16 protein-coding genes are annotated in these 17473 nt (G+C 72.1%); 8 read left to right on the top strand and 8 right to left on the bottom strand.

Annotated features, from left to right (window positions below; genetic code table 11):
* Nucleotides 1-3 precede the first annotated feature (3 nt).
* A complete protein-coding gene (locus J0P97_RS09320) occupies nt 4-3774 on the top strand; it encodes a multifunctional oxoglutarate decarboxylase/oxoglutarate dehydrogenase thiamine pyrophosphate-binding subunit/dihydrolipoyllysine-residue succinyltransferase subunit (RefSeq protein WP_215487507.1) in 3771 nt (1256 codons plus the stop codon).
* A gap of 12 nt (nt 3775-3786) precedes the next feature.
* Here the strand turns inward: J0P97_RS09320 and J0P97_RS09315 are convergent, their stop codons facing one another.
* Both J0P97_RS09315 and J0P97_RS09310 read right to left on the bottom strand, forming a co-directional pair.
* Complete coding sequence (locus J0P97_RS09315) at nt 3787-5346, bottom strand: glycerol-3-phosphate dehydrogenase/oxidase (RefSeq protein WP_215487506.1); 1560 nt, start codon at nt 5344-5346, stop codon at nt 3787-3789.
* Nucleotides 5343-5975, bottom strand: coding sequence for a TetR/AcrR family transcriptional regulator (locus tag J0P97_RS09310; RefSeq protein ID WP_215487505.1), 633 nt, complete (start codon nt 5973-5975; stop codon nt 5343-5345). Before J0P97_RS09310 ends, J0P97_RS09315 begins: the two co-directional genes overlap by 4 nt.
* A 34-nt stretch (nt 5976-6009) precedes the next feature.
* Here J0P97_RS09310 and J0P97_RS09305 point away from each other — a divergent pair, with 34 nt between their 5' ends.
* Together J0P97_RS09305 and J0P97_RS09300 are read left to right on the top strand one after the other, a co-directional pair.
* On the top strand, nt 6010-7692 hold the full coding sequence (locus J0P97_RS09305; protein ID WP_246540115.1) for an FAD-binding oxidoreductase: 1683 nt from the start codon (nt 6010-6012) through the stop codon (nt 7690-7692).
* Nucleotides 7693-7717: 25 nt separating this feature from the next.
* The gene (locus J0P97_RS09300; protein WP_215487504.1) at nt 7718-8617 is read left to right on the top strand and encodes a diacylglycerol kinase; all 900 of its coding nucleotides are present in this window, start codon (nt 7718-7720) and stop codon (nt 8615-8617) included.
* A gap of 88 nt (nt 8618-8705) precedes the next feature.
* On the opposite strand, the gene J0P97_RS09295 is transcribed toward J0P97_RS09300, so the two are convergent.
* Together J0P97_RS09295 and J0P97_RS09290 are read right to left on the bottom strand one after the other, a co-directional pair.
* On the bottom strand, nt 8706-8951 hold the full coding sequence (locus J0P97_RS09295; RefSeq protein ID WP_215487503.1) for a zf-HC2 domain-containing protein: 246 nt from the start codon (nt 8949-8951) through the stop codon (nt 8706-8708).
* Nucleotides 8948-9592: a sigma-70 family RNA polymerase sigma factor gene (locus tag J0P97_RS09290; protein ID WP_215487502.1), complete on the bottom strand. Its 645-nt coding sequence runs from the start codon at nt 9590-9592 to the stop codon at nt 8948-8950. Before J0P97_RS09290 ends, J0P97_RS09295 begins: the two co-directional genes overlap by 4 nt.
* A gap of 121 nt (nt 9593-9713) precedes the next feature.
* Between J0P97_RS09290 and aroA the strand changes: the two genes are divergently transcribed.
* From aroA to bcp, 3 genes are all read left to right on the top strand, one after another.
* Nucleotides 9714-11069 carry a 3-phosphoshikimate 1-carboxyvinyltransferase gene (gene aroA, locus J0P97_RS09285; RefSeq protein WP_215487501.1) on the top strand — a complete coding sequence of 452 codons (1356 nt, stop codon included), beginning with the start codon at nt 9714-9716 and terminating at the stop codon, nt 11067-11069.
* A 46-nt stretch (nt 11070-11115) separates the two neighbouring features.
* A complete protein-coding gene (rsgA, locus tag J0P97_RS09280; RefSeq protein WP_215487500.1) occupies nt 11116-12156 on the top strand; it encodes a ribosome small subunit-dependent GTPase A in 1041 nt (346 codons plus the stop codon).
* A 79-nt stretch (nt 12157-12235) separates the two neighbouring features.
* Entirely contained in the window at nt 12236-12700 is a 465-nt protein-coding gene (gene bcp, locus J0P97_RS09275) for a thioredoxin-dependent thiol peroxidase (RefSeq protein WP_215487499.1), read from the top strand.
* 40 nt (nt 12701-12740) lie between these two features.
* On the opposite strand, the gene J0P97_RS09270 is transcribed toward bcp, so the two are convergent.
* The gene (locus J0P97_RS09270; protein WP_215487498.1) at nt 12741-13121 is read right to left on the bottom strand and encodes a histidine kinase; all 381 of its coding nucleotides are present in this window, start codon (nt 13119-13121) and stop codon (nt 12741-12743) included.
* Between the two features lie 245 nt (nt 13122-13366).
* Between J0P97_RS09270 and J0P97_RS09265 the strand changes: the two genes are divergently transcribed.
* Nucleotides 13367-13615 (top strand): WhiB family transcriptional regulator, encoded by a 249-nt coding sequence (locus J0P97_RS09265; protein ID WP_215487497.1) that lies wholly within the window; start codon nt 13367-13369, stop codon nt 13613-13615.
* 6 nt (nt 13616-13621) lie between these two features.
* On the opposite strand, the gene J0P97_RS09260 is transcribed toward J0P97_RS09265, so the two are convergent.
* The 3 genes from J0P97_RS09260 to J0P97_RS09250 are packed head-to-tail and all read right to left on the bottom strand — an operon-like array spanning nt 13622 to nt 17073.
* Nucleotides 13622-15109, bottom strand: a complete 1488-nt coding sequence (locus J0P97_RS09260) for a sensor histidine kinase (protein ID WP_215487496.1) — start codon at nt 15107-15109, stop codon at nt 13622-13624.
* Between the two features lie 24 nt (nt 15110-15133).
* Nucleotides 15134-16447, bottom strand: coding sequence for a CpaE/TadZ family protein (locus J0P97_RS09255; RefSeq protein ID WP_308163531.1), 1314 nt, complete (start codon nt 16445-16447; stop codon nt 15134-15136).
* Nucleotides 16444-17073, bottom strand: coding sequence for an SAF domain-containing protein (locus tag J0P97_RS09250; protein WP_215487495.1), 630 nt, complete (start codon nt 17071-17073; stop codon nt 16444-16446). The genes J0P97_RS09255 and J0P97_RS09250 overlap by 4 nt, the downstream gene beginning before the upstream one ends.
* A 96-nt stretch (nt 17074-17169) precedes the next feature.
* Between J0P97_RS09250 and J0P97_RS09245 the strand changes: the two genes are divergently transcribed.
* Entirely contained in the window at nt 17170-17472 is a 303-nt protein-coding gene (locus tag J0P97_RS09245) for a helix-turn-helix domain-containing protein (RefSeq protein WP_215487494.1), read from the top strand.
* The last annotated feature ends 1 nt before the right edge of the window (nt 17473 follow it).

Here is a 17473-nt window from a genome sequence, read left to right as displayed (position 1 = left end):
ACCGTGTCCAGTCAAGTGACCGGCGTGGGAACTTCGAACGACGGCGATTTCGGTGCGAACGAGTGGCTCGTCGCCGAGATGTACGACCAATTCGTGAAGGATCGGGGCTCCGTCGACCAGTCGTGGTGGCCGGTCCTCGAGGCCTACGAGAAGACGCAGAAGGATGCCGCGGCCCCCGCAGCTCCCGCCGATGCCGTCGCCGCGCCCGCGGCTGCCGCCCCCGCCGCGCCGGAGACCCCGGCGGCTGCGACCTCGACGACGTCCGCCCCGGCCGGGTCCCCCGCGGCATCCGCCGAGCCCCGCCCGGTCACCGCGCCGGTGCCGGTCGTCGGCGGGCAGCCGATCGCCCGCACGACCACGCGGCCCGCGGCACCCCAGCCCGTTCCCGCGGAGGCCCCCAAGGCGAACCCCGGTGCCGTCGCCCAGGCCCGCGAGGACGTCGTCACGCCGCTGCGCGGCATGCCGAAGACCCTCGCGGCGAACATGGACGAGTCGCTCACGGTGCCGACCGCGACGAGCGTGCGCACCGTCCCGGCGAAGCTCATGATCGACAACCGCATCGTGGTCAACAACCACATGTCGCGCACGCGCGGCGGCAAGATCAGCTTCACCCACCTCATCGGCTGGGCGCTGATCCAGGCGCTCAAGGCCTTCCCGAGCCAGAACGTGTCCTACGCCGAGGTCGACGGCAAGCCGTCCGTCGTGGCGCCCGCGCACGTGAACCTCGGCATCGCGATCGACCTCCCGAAGCCCGACGGCACGCGCGCCCTCATGGTCCCCTCGATCAAGCAGGCCGAGTCCCTCACCTTCACGGAGTACCTCGCCTCCTACGAGGACCTCGTCAAGCGCGCCCGTGCGAACAAGCTCACGGCTGCGGATTTCCAGGGCACGACCGTGTCCCTCACGAACCCCGGCGGCATCGGCACCGTGCACTCGGTGCCGCGCCTCATGAAGGGCCAGGGCTGCATCGTCGGCGCCGGCGCGCTCGAATACCCCGCCGAGTTCCAGGGGTCGAGCGAGAAGACCCTCGTCGAGCTCGGCATCGGCAAGACGATCACCCTGACGAGCACCTACGACCACCGCGTCATCCAGGGTGCCGGCTCGGGCGAGTTCCTCAAGATCGTGCACGAGCTGCTCATCGGCCAGCGCGGCTTCTACGAGGGCATCTTCGCGGCGCTGCGCATCCCGTACGCCCCGATCCACTGGGCGGGCGACATCAACGTCGACCTCGCCGAGCGCGTCGACAAGCAGGCGCGCGTGCAGGAGCTCATCAACTCCTACCGCGTCCGCGGGCACCTCATGGCCGACATCGACCCGCTCGAGTACGTGCAGCGCACGCACCCGGACCTCGAGATCGAGAGCCACGGCCTCACCTTCTGGGATCTCGACCGCGAGTTCGTCACGGGCGGCTTCGGCGGCCGGCGCCTGATGAAGCTGCGCGACATCCTCGGCGTCCTGCGCGACTCGTACTGCCGCACCATCGGCGTAGAGTACATGCACATCCAGGACCCGGCCCAGCGCAAGTGGTTCCAGGAGAAGGTCGAGGTCAAGTACCAGAAGCCGAGCCACGACGAGCAGCTGCGCATCCTCGACAAGCTGAACCAGGCCGAGGCGTTCGAGACCTTCCTGCAGACCAAGTACGTCGGCCAGAAGCGCTTCTCCCTCGAGGGCGGCGAATCCCTGATCCCGCTCCTCGACGAGATCCTGCAGGGCGCTGCGGGCGCCTCCCTGGACGGCGCCGCGATCGGAATGGCGCACCGGGGTCGGCTGAACGTCCTCACGAACATCGCCGGCAAGACCTACAGCCAGATCTTCCGCGAGTTCGAAGGGTCCGTCGCGATCGGATCCAAGTCCGGCTCGGGCGACGTGAAGTACCACCTCGGCACCGAGGGCACCTTCGTGTCGGATGCCGGGGAGGACATCCCCGTCTACCTCGCCGCCAACCCCTCCCACCTGGAGACCGTCGACGGCGTGCTCGAGGGCATCGTGCGCGCCAAGCAGGACCGCCAGCCGATCGGCTCGTTCTCCTGGCTGCCGATCCTCGTCCACGGCGACGCCGCGTTCGCCGGCCAGGGCGTCGTGGTCGAGACGCTGCAGATGTCGCAGCTGCGCGGCTACCGCACCGGCGGGACCGTGCACGTCGTCGTCAACAACCAGGTCGGGTTCACGACCCTCCCCCAGGACGGGCGCACCTCGATCTACGCGACCGACGTCGCCAAGACGATCCAGGCGCCGATCCTGCATGTGAACGGCGATGACCCGGAGGCCGTCGTGCGCGTCGCCGAGCTGGCGGTGGCCTACCGTCAGCAGTTCCGTCGCGACGTCGTGATCGACCTCGTCTGCTACCGCCGCCGCGGTCACAACGAGGGCGACGACCCCTCGATGACGCAGCCCCTCATGACGAACCTCATCGAGGCGAAGCGCTCGGTGCGGCGTCTGTACACCGAGTCCCTCGTCGGGCGCGGCGACATCACCGAGGAGGAGTACGAGAAGGCCAAGCAGGACTTCCAGAACCGCCTCGAGATCGCCTTCGCCGAGACCCACGAGGCCGAGACGGGGACCACCAGCGTCGTTCCCGTCTCGACGGGAACGGTCGCGCCGGCGGTCGGCGAGCCGGAGACCACCGGAGTGGGCACCGAGGTCGTCGCGCAGATCGGCGACGCCTTCGTCAACAAGCCCGAGGGCTTCACGGTGCACGCGAAGCTCCAGCAGCTGCTGGAGAAGCGCCTCGACATGAGCCGCAACGGCAGCGTCGACTGGGCGTTCGGCGAGCTGCTGGCCTTCGGGTCGCTTCTCATGGAGGGCACGAATGTGCGTCTCGCCGGGCAGGACGCGCGTCGCGGCACCTTCGTGCAGCGCCACGCCGTCTTCCACGACCGGGCGAACGGCCAGGAGTGGCTGCCGCTGGCGAACCTCGGTGAGAACCAGGGCCGCTTCTACGTCTACGACTCGCTCCTGAGCGAGTACGCCGCGATGGCGTTCGAGTACGGGTACTCGGTCGAGCGTCCGGACACCCTCACCCTGTGGGAGGCCCAGTTCGGCGACTTCGCCAACGGCGCGCAGTCGGTGATCGACGAGTACATCTCGGCGGCCGACCAGAAGTGGGGCCAGCAGTCCTCCGTCGTGCTGCTCCTGCCGCACGGCTACGAGGGCCAGGGTCCCGATCACTCCTCCGCGCGCATCGAGCGCTACCTGCAGATGTGCGCGCAGGACAACATGATCGTCGCGCGCCCGTCGACCCCGGCCTCGCACTTCCACCTGCTGCGCCGCCAGGCCTACGCGCGCCCGCGGCGCCCGCTGATCGTCTTCACCCCGAAGGCGATGCTGCGACTGCGCGGAGCCACGAGCCCCGTCGCGGACTTCGCGAACGGGCGCTTCGAGCCCGTGCTCGACGACGATCGCGCGATCGACAAGAGCGCCGTCAAGCGGGTGCTGCTGCACTCGGGCAAGATCCACTGGGATCTCGTCAGCGAGCTCGAGAAGAAGCCGAACCCGGAGGTCGCCCTCGTGCGGCTGGAGCAGCTGTACCCGGCGCCGATCGACGAGCTCAACCGCGTGATCGACAGCTACCCGAACGCGCAGCTGGTGTGGGTGCAGGACGAGCCCGAGAACCAGGGCGCCTGGCCGTTCATCGCGCTCGAAGTGGTCAAGCACCTGCACGGACGCACGATCCGTCGTGTCTCGCGCGCGGCGGCGGCCTCGACGGCGACCGGTTCGCCGAAGGTTCACGCCCGCGAGCAGGCCGCGATCCTGGAGAAGGCGCTCACGCTCTGATCCCCCGCCCGCTCACGCGCCGAGCGGGCGGACTCCGGCGCGTGCGAACGCGGCGGAGGCGGCGGTGACGGATGCCTCGGCATCCGCCGCCACGAGGCCGAGCCGGGTGCGGCGGTCGAGGAGATCGGCGACGCTGAGCGCGCCCTCCACCCGCACGCCCCACTCGAGTTCCGCCGCGGTGACGCTCCGCGCCGCGGTAAGGCCGTCGCCGAGGGATGCCACGTAGGGTGCTTCGGCGCCGTACCGACGCACGAGGCGCAGTGGCGCGGCGATCTCGCCCCGCCGTTCCCGCGGCCAGGCCCCGACGAGGGGCAGGTCGGCGGTCGGGGATTGCCGCGCAGTCGGCAGACCGCGGCGTCGGACGGCGGCGTCCACGGCATCCTGCGCCATGCGCCGATAGGTGGTCAGCTTGCCGCCCACGACGCTGAGGAGGCCTTCGTCGTCCTCGATCACGGCGTGGCGACGGGAGAGATCGGCGGTCTCCCCCGCCGGGTCGTCGGCCGCGCGCAGCAGTGGGCGCAGACCCGAGAAGGCGCCGCGCACGTCGTCTCGGGTGAGCGGATCGGCGAGGACGGTGTTGATCGTGTCGAGCAGGAAGTCGATCTCGCTCTCGTCCGGGCGGGGCACGTCGTCCAGGCCCTCCGCCGCGACGTCGGTGAGCCCGATGTACGTGCGCCCGTGGAGGGCGGGCACGGTGAAGACGAATCGGCTCCGCGACCCGGGCACGAGCGCCGTCAGCGACACGTCCGCGCCGCGCAGGCGCGCCGTGTCCACGACGAGGTGGGTGCCGCGGCTCGGTTCGAGGGCCACGGCATCCGTCACGGTCGCCGCCCACACCCCCGTCGCGTTCACGACGGCGCGCGCGCCGACGCGCACCTCCTGCCCGGTGACGCGGTCTCGCAGCAGCGCGCCGTCGCCGGAGACCGAGGTCGCGGACACACGCGTCAGGATGCGTGCGCCGAACCCGGCCGCGGTCCGAGCGACGGCCACGACGAGGCGGGCATCGTCGACGAGCTGCCCGTCCCACCCGCGGATGCCGCCGCGGAGGTCCTCACCGCGGACGCCCGGTGCGAGCGCACGCGTCGCCGCCGCCCCCAGGAGCGCGGGCGCGGGGAGCAGCGCGGTGGGGGTGCCGACGGCGCGGCGGAGCGCGTCGCCGAGCGCATACCCGGTGCCGATCAACGCCCCCCGCGCACGCGCGTCGGCGCCGTGCAGAGGAAGGATCTGCGCGAGCGGACGGGTGAGGTGCGGCGCGATCCGGGTGAGGAGCAGGTGCCGCTCCGCGGCGCTCTCGTGCGCGATCCCGATCTGGCCGGAGGCGAGGTAGCGGAGCCCGCCGTGCACGAGCTTGGACGACCAGCGGCTCGTTCCCGCGGCGAGGTCGTCGCGCTCGACCAGGACGGTCCGCAGCCCCCGCGCGGCGGCGTCGAGGGCGACGCCCGCGCCCGTGATCCCGCCGCCGATCACGAGGAGGTCGATCTCGGCGCCGCCGGCGACCTCGTCGAGCTCGCGCGCGCGGCGCCGGGCGTTCAGCGCGGTCGGCCCGGGCGTGCGCCCCCGCACCGACGTCACGGGCTTCCCGCATCCGAGCGCTGCAGCATTCCCCGCACCGCACCGGACAGCTCACGGCGCCACCCGTCCTCGTCGAGCCACTCCGCGACGAGCGGCGCGGACTGCACGGCGGACTGGAGGACCAGCAGGAGCATCGCCGCCCGCTGATCGGCGTCGCCTTCCCGCACGGTCCCCGCCGTCTGCCCGCGGCGCACGTGCGCGGCGAGAGCGGCGTGCACGTGGCGCTGGCTGGTCCCGAGCCGGCCGAGGATGTACCGGGCGAACAGTTCGGGGTCGGTCTCGCGGAGGCGGTCGACGATCTCGAGCCGACGCACCCGGTCCGCCGCATCGACGAGCACCGCGACGAGCCCGTCGAGGGAGGATGCGGGCCCAGGATCGGCCGCGTCCGCCGGGATCTGCGCGATCACCTCTCGCGTGACGAGACTCGCGAACACGGACTGCGCATCCGGCCAGTAGCGGTAGATCGTCTGGCGGGACACGCCGCTGCGGCGTGCGATGTCGGCGATGCTCGTGCGGCGGATGCCGTGCGCCAGGGTCTCCGCGAGGGCCGCGTCCAGGATCGCGTCGGCCGTGCCGGTCTGTCCCGCCCGGGCGGTGGCGGGCTCGGTGCGAGGCGCGGCGGCTTCCATGTGACAAAAGTACACAATCTGTCATACTGTCGCCATGCCTGGATCGCCGTCGACGCCGGATGCCTCCGCCGCCCGCTCTCCTGCCGAGCGGCTCTCCCTCCCCGAGCAGCCGACCCCGCGTCCCGGCATGGCCTGGGACCTGTGGGGGGACGGCTCACAGGGCGCGCACCTGCCGCGCGGTGCGCGCACCATCGCGAAGACCCTCCTGAAGGGCACCCCGCACCCGGTCCCCCGCCGCGACCCCCGCAGCGTCGCCGTGTCCCCGTCGCGGCTGAGCGCCGGCGACCTCGCCGCGCTGTCCGCGGTCGGCGACGTCGACCTCGACGTCGCCGACGACATCCGCCGCCTGCACCTCGGCGGAAAGAGCACACCCGACCTCCTCCGCCGCCGACTCGAGGACCGCGCCACCGCACCCGATGCGATCCTCTTCCCCGGGGGCCACGACGCAGTCCTCGCCATCCTGCGCACGTGTGCGGAGCGTGGCATCGCGGTCGTCCCGTTCGGCGGCGGGACGAGTGTCGTCGGCGGCGTGGAGCCGGAGGCCGGGGGCTTCGGCCGCGTCGTCGCCGTCGACCTCTCGCGCACCGCCGCACTGCTCGACCTCGACGAGGTCTCGCTGCTCGCGACCTTCGGGGCCGGAACGACGGGCCCCCAGGCCGAGGAGCTCCTCGGCCGTCGCGGCCTCACCCTGGGCCACTTCCCGCAGAGCTTCGAATACGCCTCGCTCGGCGGATTCGCCGCCACCCGGTCGAGCGGCCAGGCTTCGCGCGGATACGGCCGGTTCGACGATCTCGTGCACGCCCTCCGCGTCGCGACGCCCGCGGGTGAACTCGCGCTCGGAGTCGCCCCCGCGAGCGCCGCGGGTCCGGACCTCCGCGCGCTGATCCTCGGGTCGGAGGGCGCCTTCGGCATCATCACCGAGGTGACCGTGCGCGTCCGGCCGATCCCCGCGCACACGGCGTACGGCGCGTGGACGTTCCCCGACTTCGCCGCGGGCGAGGGCGCCCTCCGCGAGCTCACGCAGGCCGGCATCCGCCCCACCGTGCTCCGGCTGAGCGACGAGGCCGAGACGAAGGTCAACGCGGCTCTCGGCGGACACCTGCTGCGCCTGGGCGGCGCCCTCGCGGTCGCGACCTTCGAGGCGGACGGCGCGGGCGAGGCGGAGCGCGTGCGGGAGGAGACCGCCGCCGTCTTCGCCCGCCACGGGGCGCGCTCCCGCGGAGAGGACCCCGCCCGATCGTGGGAGCGCGGGCGGTTCGCCTCCCCCGCGCTGCGCGACAGCCTCCTCGACATCGGAGTCCTCGCCGAGACGCTCGAGACCGCGGCGACCTGGTCGCGGCTCGCGGCCCTGAAGAGCGCCGTCACGGAGGCGCTGACCACGACGCTCGCCGCTCACGGCACGGCCCCGGTGATCATGTGCCACATCTCGCACGTCTACCCCTCCGGCGCCTCCCTGTACTTCACCGTCGTCGCGGCGCTCACCGAGGATCCGCTGGCGCAGTGGGCGGATGCCAAGGCGGCCGCCTCACGCGCGATCACGGCCGCCGGCGGCACCGTGACCCACCACCACGCGGTCGGACGCGATCACCGCGACGCCCTCGAGCCGGAGATCGGCGGTCTCGGCGTGGAGGTGCTGCGCGCCGTGGCGCGCACCCTCGATCCACAGGGCATCATGAACCCGGGCGTCCTGCTGCCGCCCTCCGCCCCGGCATCCTGACCGCACCCCTCCCTCGAAAGGCGACATGGACGTCGCACTGCTGCTCAATCCCGCCGCCCGCGCGGGCGCGCACACCGGTGCGGCGACCCGGGCCGCCGAGAGGCTACGCGCGGCAGGCCACCGCGTCGCCATCATCTCGGGGGGAAGCGCCGCGGAGTCGTCGGCGCTTCTGCGCGCCGCCCTCGAGGTCGGCACCGACGCGGTCGTCGTCGCGGGAGGGGACGGGACGGTCTCCCTCGCCCTGCAGGAGCTGGCCGGCACCGGCGTCCCCCTCGGCATCGTGCCGTGCGGGACGGGCAACGACATGGCCGCCGCGCTGGGAGTGGCCGATCTCGACGCCGACGCCGCGGCCGACGCCGTGATCGCCGGCCGGGTGCGCACGATCGACCTCGCCCGGATCATCCGGCCCGACGGGACGAGCGTGCGGTACGGCACGGTGCTCGCGAGCGGATTCGACTCGAAGGTCAACGACCGCGCCAACCGGATGCGGTGGCCGCGGGGCCGGTCTCGCTACACCCTCGCCATCCTCGCCGAGTTCGTCACACTCGCCGGCGCTCCGTTCGTCCTCGAGCTCGACCTCGCCGATGGCTCGACGCGAACGGTCGAGGGCGACCTGGTCATGGCCACCGTGGGCAACGGCCGGACCTACGGCGGCGGCATCCCGATCTGTCCGGATGCCGCGCTCGATGACGGACTGCTCGACGTGACCATCGTGCGACCGGCGGGCAGGCTGCGCCTGCTGCGGCTGCTCCCCCGGGTCTACCGGGGGACGCACACCGGTCTGCCGGAGGTCTCGACCTTCCGCGCGCACCGGGTGCGTCTCGCGTCGCCGGGGGTCACGGCGTACGCCGACGGCGACCCGGTCGGCGCCCTCCCCCTCCAGGTCGAGGTCGAGCCGCGGGCGCTCCGGGTCTTCGCCGCATAACGACGTGCGCGAGCGTCCAGAACACGCGGTGTGCGACCCCCGCGGGTCGGCGTGTCGTGGACGCTCGGCCCGCGGAGCGCGAGACCGATCAGTGGTGGGCGGCCTGCTCCGTGCGCAGACGGGCCAGCACCTGGTCGCGCAGCTGCTCAGGAGCGGACTCCTTGCACGCGCGCGCCACCACCGCGGTCAGGGTCGTCGCGACGAGAGCCTCCTCGCGGCACGCATCGCAGTTCTCGAGGTGTTCACGGATGTCGGAGTGCTCCGTCTTGCACATCTCGTTCCGCAGGTACTCCTCGAGGTCCTTCCTCGCCTTGTCGCAGCCGCAGTCGCTCATTTCCTACTCCTCGTGGGGGTCGCGGCGGGCACCTCGATGCCGCGCTCGCGCGCATAGTCGGCCAACAGGTCGCGCAGCATGCGCCTGCCACGATGCAGGCGGCTCATGACCGTGCCGATGGGGGTTTTCATGATGTCCGCGATCTCCTGATACGCGAAGCCCTCGACGTCGGCGAGGTACACCGCGAGGCGGAAGTCCTCGGGGATCGACTGCAGAGCGTCCTTCACGACGGATGCCGGCATGTGGTCGATGGCCTCGGCCTCCGCCGACCGCGAGCTCGACGCCGTCGTCGATTCGGCGCCGCCGAGCTGCCAGTCCTCGAGATCGTCGATCGTGCCCTGATAGGGCTCGCGCTGCTTCTTCCGGTACGTGTTGATGTACGTGTTGGTGAGGATGCGGTACAGCCACGCCTTCAGGTTCGTGCCCTGCGTGAAGGAGGACCACGAGGCGAACGCCTTGACGAAGGTCTCCTGCACCAGGTCCGCGGCATCGGCCGGATTGCGCGTCATCCGCATGGCCGCCGCGTACAGCTGATCCATGAAGGGCAGCGCCTGATCCTCGAACTGGGCGCGCGGATCCTCATCCGTCGGGGTGTCGTGCGTCTGCGGGGTCTGCGGTGTGGTGGCCGCCTGCTCTTCCATCGCGGCCCAGTCTACGTCCGGCACCTCGTCGCGGACGGGGTCCTGTACGGGTGAGAGCAGCGCTGTCAACGGGGGTCCTCGGGTTCGGTGGTGTCGGAGGGGTTCGTTAGGGTAGAACGCGATGACCGTGACCGGGTATTCCCCCTCTCCCTCGGCCTCTTCCGGGCCTTCCTCCTCACCGTGGGCAGCTCCCCTCGGCGACAGCCCCGTGCTGGCCACCGTCGAGATGCCGGGCTCCAAGTCGCTGACGAACCGCAAACTCGTCCTCGCCGCCCTGGCCGACTCCCCGTCGACGCTCTCCGCGCCGTTGCATTCGGACGACTCCGACCGCATGATCGACGCCCTCCGCGGGCTGGGCACGGAGATCGAGGAGCTGCCCGGAACGGGCCGCTTCGGAACGGATCTGCGCATCACCCCGCCCGCCACGTTCCGCGGCGACGTCACGATCGACTGCGGTCAGGCCGGGACGGTCATGCGCTTCATCGCCCCGCTGGCGGGTCTTGCCGAGGGCGACGTGACCATCACAGCGCACGCGAGCGCGCTGCACCGACCCATGGGCGAGATGATCAAGGCGCTGCGGACGATCGGCGCCGACATCGACGACGGCGGCAACTGGTCGCTCCCCTTCACGGTGCGCGGCCGCGGGCACATCCGAGGCGGCGAGGTCACGATCGACGCCAGCAGCTCGAGCCAGTTCGTCTCCGGGCTGCTGCTCGCCGCCCCCCGCTTCGACGTGGGCCTGCACCTCATCCACTCCGGCGAACGCCTGCCCTCCATCCCGCACATCGACATGACCGTCGAGACGCTGGCACGCCGCGGCATCCAGGTCGAGCACCCCACCCCGAACGAGTGGGTCGTCCCGGCGGGCGTGCCGCGCGGGCGGGATGCCGCGATCGAGCCCGACCTCTCCAATGCGGCGCCGTTCCTGGGCGCCGCCCTCCTGACCGGCGGGTCCATCACGATCCCCGCCTGGCCCGCGACCTCGACCCAGCCCGGCGCCCTGCTCCCCGAGATCCTGTCGCTCCTGGGCGCCCGCACGAGCCGCCGCGGCGGCGCGCTCACCGTGGCCGGCACGGGCCGGATCGCCGGAGTCGACCTCGACCTGTCGGCCGCGAGCGAGCTCACCCCCACGCTGTTCGCCCTCGCCGCCTTCGCGGATGCCCCGACCACCCTGCATGGGATCGGCCACATCCGCGGTCACGAGACCAACCGCATCGACGCGCTCATCGGAAATCTCCGTGCCCTCGGCGGACAGGCCGATGAGCTGGCCGACGGCATCCGGATCACCCCCGCTCCCCTGCACGGTGGCCTCTGGCGCGCACACCACGATCACCGCATCGCGACCGCCGGCGCGCTCGTCGGTCTGCGGGTCCCGGGCGTCGAGATCGACGACATCGGGACGACGGCCAAGACGATGCCCGAGTTCCCGCAGCTGTGGCGCGAGATGCTCGAAGAGAACGGGTCCTCCGCCGCGTGAGCGGCGCCGGGATGCGGGCGCGGTGCCGGGATGACGCGGGCGTGACATGAGCTGGCTGGACGACACCGACGACGACGAACCGGAGTTCGACGAAGCCGACATCCGCATGCGGCCGAACCCGAAGGCCAACCGCCCCCGCACCAAGCGCCGCCCGGCGCACGCCGATGCCCGGATCGCGCGCGTCCTCGGCGTCGACCGCGGCCGGTACACCGTCCTGATCGATGAGGACGGCCCCGAGGAGCACACCGCTCTCGCGACACGCGCCCGGGAGCTGCGCAAGAAGCCGATCGTCACGGGCGACCGCGCCCGCGTCGTGGGCGACGCCTCCGGCGACGACGGCACGCTCGCGCGGATCGTCGGGATCGAGGACCGCACCTCCCTCCTGCGCCGGAGCGCCGACGACACCGACCAGGTCGAGCGGATCATCGTCGCCAACGCCGATCAGATGCTCATCGTCGTGGCGGCGGCCGACCCCGAGCCCCGCCCGCGCCTCGTCGACCGCTACCTCATCGCGGCACTGGACGCCGGCATCCGGCCCCTGCTCGTGGTCACCAAGACAGATCTCGCCGACCCCGCATCCTTCCTCCGGCATTTCGAGGGCGTCGACGATCTCGAGGTGTTCACGAGCGGTCACGGGCACATGCCGGTCGAGGAGATCGGCCGCCATCTCGTGGGCCACTCGACGGTGTTCGTCGGCCACTCCGGCGTGGGCAAGTCCACGCTCGTCAATGCGCTCGTCCCCACCGCGCTGCGCGCCACCGGCCACGTCAACGAGGTCACCGGCCGAGGCCGCCACACGTCGAGCTCGACGGTCTCGCTCCGCTATGTCGGCGAGACCGGCCGCGGCTGGGTGATCGACACACCCGGCGTCCGCTCCTTCGGGCTCGGCCACGTCGATCCCGCCAACATCCTCCGGGCGTTCAGCGACCTCGCCGAGGTCGCCGAGGAGTGCCCCCGCGGGTGCACCCACCTCCCCGATGCGCCGGACTGCGCGATGATCGAGGCGGTCGCCGAGGGCAGGCTCGGAGATCGCGGAGCGGCACGACTCGATTCCCTGCAGCGCCTCCTGCAGACCTTCGCCGCCTGAGAGTCGGCCGGTCGGGCATCACGCGCCCCGAGCCGCCGCCGACGTGACCGGGCGTCCCGTGGTCCGTAGGCTGGTTGCCATGACGCAGCTGCAGCCAGGAACCCCCGCACCCGATTTCACCTTGGTCGATCAGGACGGCGCCGACGTCGCGCTCCACGGCCTGCGCGGCCGAAAGGTCATCCTGTTCTTCTACCCGGCCGCGATGACGCCGGGCTGCACGACCGAGGCCTGCGACTTCCGAGACAGCCTGGCCCCGCTCGAGGCTGCGGGCTACACCGTTCTCGGCATCTCGCGCGACGAGCCCGCGAAGAACGCCGAGTTCCGCGCGCGCGACGGGCTGACCTATCCGCTGCTCAGCGACCCCGATCGCGCCGTCCACGAGGCGTACGGCGCGTGGGGCGAGAAGATGAACTACGGCAAGAAGGTCGAAGGAGTCATCCGCTCGACCTTCGTCATCGACGAAGACGGCACCCTCATCCACGCGCTCTACAACGTCAAGGCCACCGGTCACGTCGCGCGCCTCCGCGCGCAGCTCGGTCTCTGAGACGGACGATCCCCGGCTCCGCGCGGGGCGTGCCGTGCGATCAGCCGCGCGCGGCGCCCGCGCGGCGCACCGCCAGGAAGAGCAGCACGAGTCCGATCACCGCGGGCACGGCGAGGGCCACCGCGAAGCCGACTGCCGGATCCGGTCCCGTGATCGCGCCCACGGCGACGGCCAGGGTGAGAAGCTGCGTGACGATCCCTCCCGAGCGACCCCATGATCTGCCGCGCACCGTCGCGACGGCGAAGGCGCCGACCGCGATGGCGAAGACGACGGTGAGGACGATGAGCGCCACCGAACTCGTGGGATCGACCGTGTCCCCGCCGAGGAGCGCGACGACCTCCCAGCCGGCGACCGCCGCGAGCGCGGCCGCCTCCACGGCGAGCAGGACGGCCGCGCTGCGGTCGATGGGACTGGGGCGCACGGGGTCTCCTCGTCGGCGCGGAAAGCGGAGCCGAAGGAGCGTTCTGCAGCGGATGCTCAGCGATCCCCCGTGGGAATCATCAGTTCACCCTTGATTCATCCGTATGTGCATGGGACGATAGATCACGCAGTGTGCTCCCACAGCGACGTGGGGCGAGCGTTTTTGCTCGCACACCCACCAGGGTATCGGACACCCGAGTCCTGCCCGCACCCGCACGTATTTCCCGCATCAAGGAGCACCCCACTATGGATTGGCGCGACAAGTCCGCCTGCCTCACCGTCGACCCCGAACTGTTCTTCCCCGTGGGGAACACCGGTCCGGCCGTCGAGCAGATCGAGCGGGCCAAGGCCGTGTGCGCCCGGTGCACGGTCACCGAGATCTGCCTGCAGTACGCCCTCGAGACCGGCCAGGACTCGGGCGTGTGGGGCGGCCTCTCGGAGGACGAGCGCCGCGCCCTCAAGCGTCGCGCGGCCCGCGCCCGCCGCGCGTCCTGATCCCGATCAGGCCCGCTCGAGGTAACGCATCGGGATCTCGATCGTGACCTCGGTGCCCGACCCGACGAGCGTGTGCCAGTCGATCGAGCCGCTCAGCTCGCCCTGGATCAGCGTGCGCACGATCTGCGTGCCCAGACCACGTCCGACCTGACCTTCGGGCAGGCCGACCCCGGTGTCGCGCACCTTGACATCGAGGGTGTCCGGCGTCCGTTCGGCGATGATCTCCACCTCGCCCTCCCGGTCGGCGAGGCCGTGCTCGACCGCATTGGTGACGAGTTCGGTGAGCGCCAGAGCCAGCGGTGTCGCGTAGGCGCTCGGCAGCGTGCCGAACGTGCCGGTCTTGAGGGTACGCGCGCGGGTGTTCGGCGAGGCGGCCACCTCGACGACGAGCTTGAGCACACGGTCGAAGACATCGTCGAAGTCGACGTTCTGCGCGAGACCCTCCGAGAGCGTGTCGTGGACGACCGCGATCGCGGACACGCGACGCATCGCGTGGGTCAGGGCATCCCTCGCCTCGTCGGAGTGGGTGCGGCGCGCCTGGATGCGCAGGAGCGACGCCACGGTCTGCAGGTTGTTCTTCACGCGATGGTGGATCTCGCGGATCGTCGCATCCTTCGTGATGAGCTCCTGCTCCTGATGACGGATCTCCGTCACGTCGCGGCAGAGGACGATCGCGCCGATGCGGTGACCGCGGTCCTTCAGGGGGATCGTCCGCAGCGAGACGGTCACTCCGCGCCCTTCGATGTCGGCGCGCCACGGCGCACGGCCGGCCATGACGATGGGGAGGGACTCGTCGAAATCGCGTCCCTTGGGCAGGATGCCGGACGCGACCTCCAGGAGCGACTCCCCCTCCAGCTCATCGTCGAATCCGAGCCGGTTGAAGGCGGAGAGCGCGTTGGGGCTCGCGAAGGTCGTGATGCCGTCGACGTCCATCCGGATGAGCCCGTCGGACGCGCGCGGCGCCCCCCGACGCGGTGAGGTGGGGGCGGACAGGTCGGGGAAGTCGGCGTTGGCGATCATCCCGAAGAGGTCGTCGGCGCAGTCGTTGAAGGTGATCTGCTGGCGTGACGGTGTGCGGGCCTCACCGAGGTTCGTATGCCGCGTGAGGACCCCGATGATGGACGGCGACGCGTCGCCTCTGCCGCGCGCACGCACGATCGGCACCGCGCGCACCCGGGTCGGGGTCTCCTCGAACCAGTCCGGCGAGGCGGAATCGACGATCTCGACCCGCGTGAACGCGTCGCGGACCTGCGTGCGCCACTGCGGACGGACGAGGTCGCCGACGATATCGCGGTAGAAGAGCGTGGCCGCTCCCGACGGGCGCGTGTGCGCGACCGCGATGAACGAGTCGTCCGCCGTGGGCACCCAGATCACGATGTCGGCGAACGCCAGATCGGCGAGCAGCTGTCCGTCACCGGCGAGGCGATGGAGCCACTCCACGTCGGCTTCCGACGAACGGCCCTGGGCGTACACGAGATCGCTGAGCGTCGACACGGCACCCAGCCTATGCGGCCCCGCTCATGCCGTGCGCGGGTCGCGCCGGGCGCGCCTGGGGAGGAGCGTCGACGGCTCCGCCGAGCGCCGCGACCGGCGGACCAGGTCCGCCGGCGCCGGGGGTTCGATCGCCTCGCCCACGAAGCGCCGCACCGCGCCGGCGAGACCGGACCGACCCGCGACGTGCGCGACGGGACGCGCGGCCAGAGTCGCGGCATCGGCCGCCTTGGGATCCCAGGGCACGAACCAGATGTCCCGTGCCGAGGTGTACCGCTCGAGGGTGCGCCGTACCTGCCCCCGTGCGTCGATCCCCAGGGTCGCCGTCCGCGTCTTGTTCACGACGATCCGGACGGGCGTCGCCCCCACGACCGCGCGCAGCTCCGCGTGTGCGCGGACGAAGCGGGCGACACCGACGGGGTCTGCGCAGGCGACGGCGACCACGAGGTCCGCGGCGGCGAGGGCCGCGAGCGTCGCGGCGTTGCGACGAGGACCGTCGAGATCGCTGACGATCTCCTCATCCCGCTCCAGCGGAGCCGCGACATCGACGACGACATCGTCCACCCAGTCCCGGCACCGCTCCAGCGCGGCGCTCACCCGGTCGTGCGAGAGCTCGGGCCAGCGGGAGGGGCGGTTGATGCCCGTGAGCACGTCCACCTCGCCGAGCGGTGTCGCGATCCGGGAGAGCTCCGCCGTCGTGAGGGCGTCCCGTCCCGCCTGTCGACACGCGGCCGCGAACCCCGGCCCCTCGTCGGCAAGGCCTGTCGCCATGGCGATCGAGGGCGCGTGCGCATCGGCATCCACGAGACCGACGCGCCGACCGTCCCGCGACAGCTCGCAGGCCAGTTCGATCGCGAGCCGCGTCCGACCCGGGGCGCCGGCGGGGCCCCACACCGCGATGACCCGCCCCCGCTGTCGGGCCGCGGCCGGGAGCGTGGCGGGAGCCCCGGAGAGCAGCTCGCGCGCCGTGGCATCCGGGGCATGGGCGCCGACGCCGAACACCCCCGCGGCGCGGCGGGCGGCCGGACCGGCGCAGAGCGCGGCGATCCGCACCCCGAACCGGTCGCACATCGCGACCAGATCCGCCGTCAGCGCGTCGCGATCGCCATCGACCACCAACACGTCCGCTCGCGCGAGAGCTCCCAGGACCTCCGCCGCGTCTCGGCCGGACATCGCGTCCACGGCGGCCTGCGCCGGCGCCTCCGCCGAGACGACCGCCACGACGAGAGCGCCCTCCTCCCGCAGGAGGTCGGCGAGCTCCGAGCCGCGCGCGCCGTCGACGGCGACGACGGCGACGGGCGTCCGATCGGCTCCCACCGTGGCGGGCTGGTGCGCGCTCACCGCCCGGCCGCCCCGGTCGGGACGATCGAGATGCTCGCGCCGCCGGAGATCGCCGCGAGGGTGTCGGAGACATCCGCCCGCTCGATCACGAGTTCCACCGCGGAGCCCGCCGAGCCCATCACCGACTCGTCGTCCGACACCGAGACGACGGTGGCGGAGGGGACGAGGATGCGCGGCGCATCGAAGGTCCCGCGCTCGAGCTGCGGCGCCGCCCAGACCTCGACGCTCGACCCCGGACCGACGGCCGCGGGGATCTCCGTCGCGCTGTGGACCACGACGTGGGTCGTGCGCAGACGCTCCGCGTCGCCGACGGCATCCTGCGGGACGAGCTCCCCCGCGGAGATCGTCCGTGTGGCGACCGATCCGGGTTCGAGCGTCGCGGGGGACGCGTACGACTCCTCCAGCTGCCCGAGGGCCACCTCGACCACCCGGAGGTCGGACGAGCTCACGACATCTCCCGGCACGATCGTCCGCGCGGCGGCGAAGACCGGCACCGTCTGACGCGCCGCTGCGACGACCAGCCACACCCCCGCCACGCTGACGAGCACCAGGACGACCCCGAGCAGGAACCGGATGTCGGCCCAGAACGCCCGGGGGCGGGGACGCACGGCGGAGTGTTCGCTCATGACCCCATCGTGACCGCCCGACGCCGCGCGCGCCGGGGTTATCCACAGGCGGTCGGCGTGCACGGAATCGCGATCGACGCGGACCATAATTGCCTCATGCCCGAATCCCTCACACCCGAACCGGGGAGCACCGGCGACCGTCTTCTCACGCCCGCGGAAGTCGCGGAGATGCTCCAGCTCTCCGTCGACGAGGTGGTCGCGCTCGTCCTCGACGCGCGGCTGCGCGGCATGAAGGTCGGCTCTCCCGGTCGCTGGCGGATCGAATCCGCGAGCGTCGAGGGCTACCTGGACGACCAGGCCGAGGAGGCGCGTCGGATGGCGCTGTGGCGCGAATCGAACGCCGCGAGCTTCCCCGAGCTGTGGGGCCGAGGCGCCGGCGGCGGTCGCCCCGGGCCGTGAG

Source organism: Microbacterium flavum (assembly GCF_018717645.1).
GTDB lineage: Bacteria > Actinomycetota > Actinomycetes > Actinomycetales > Microbacteriaceae > Microbacterium > Microbacterium flavum.
The sequence above is the reverse complement of the archived record's forward strand: the minus strand, read 5'-3'. Positions and strand labels throughout refer to the sequence as shown.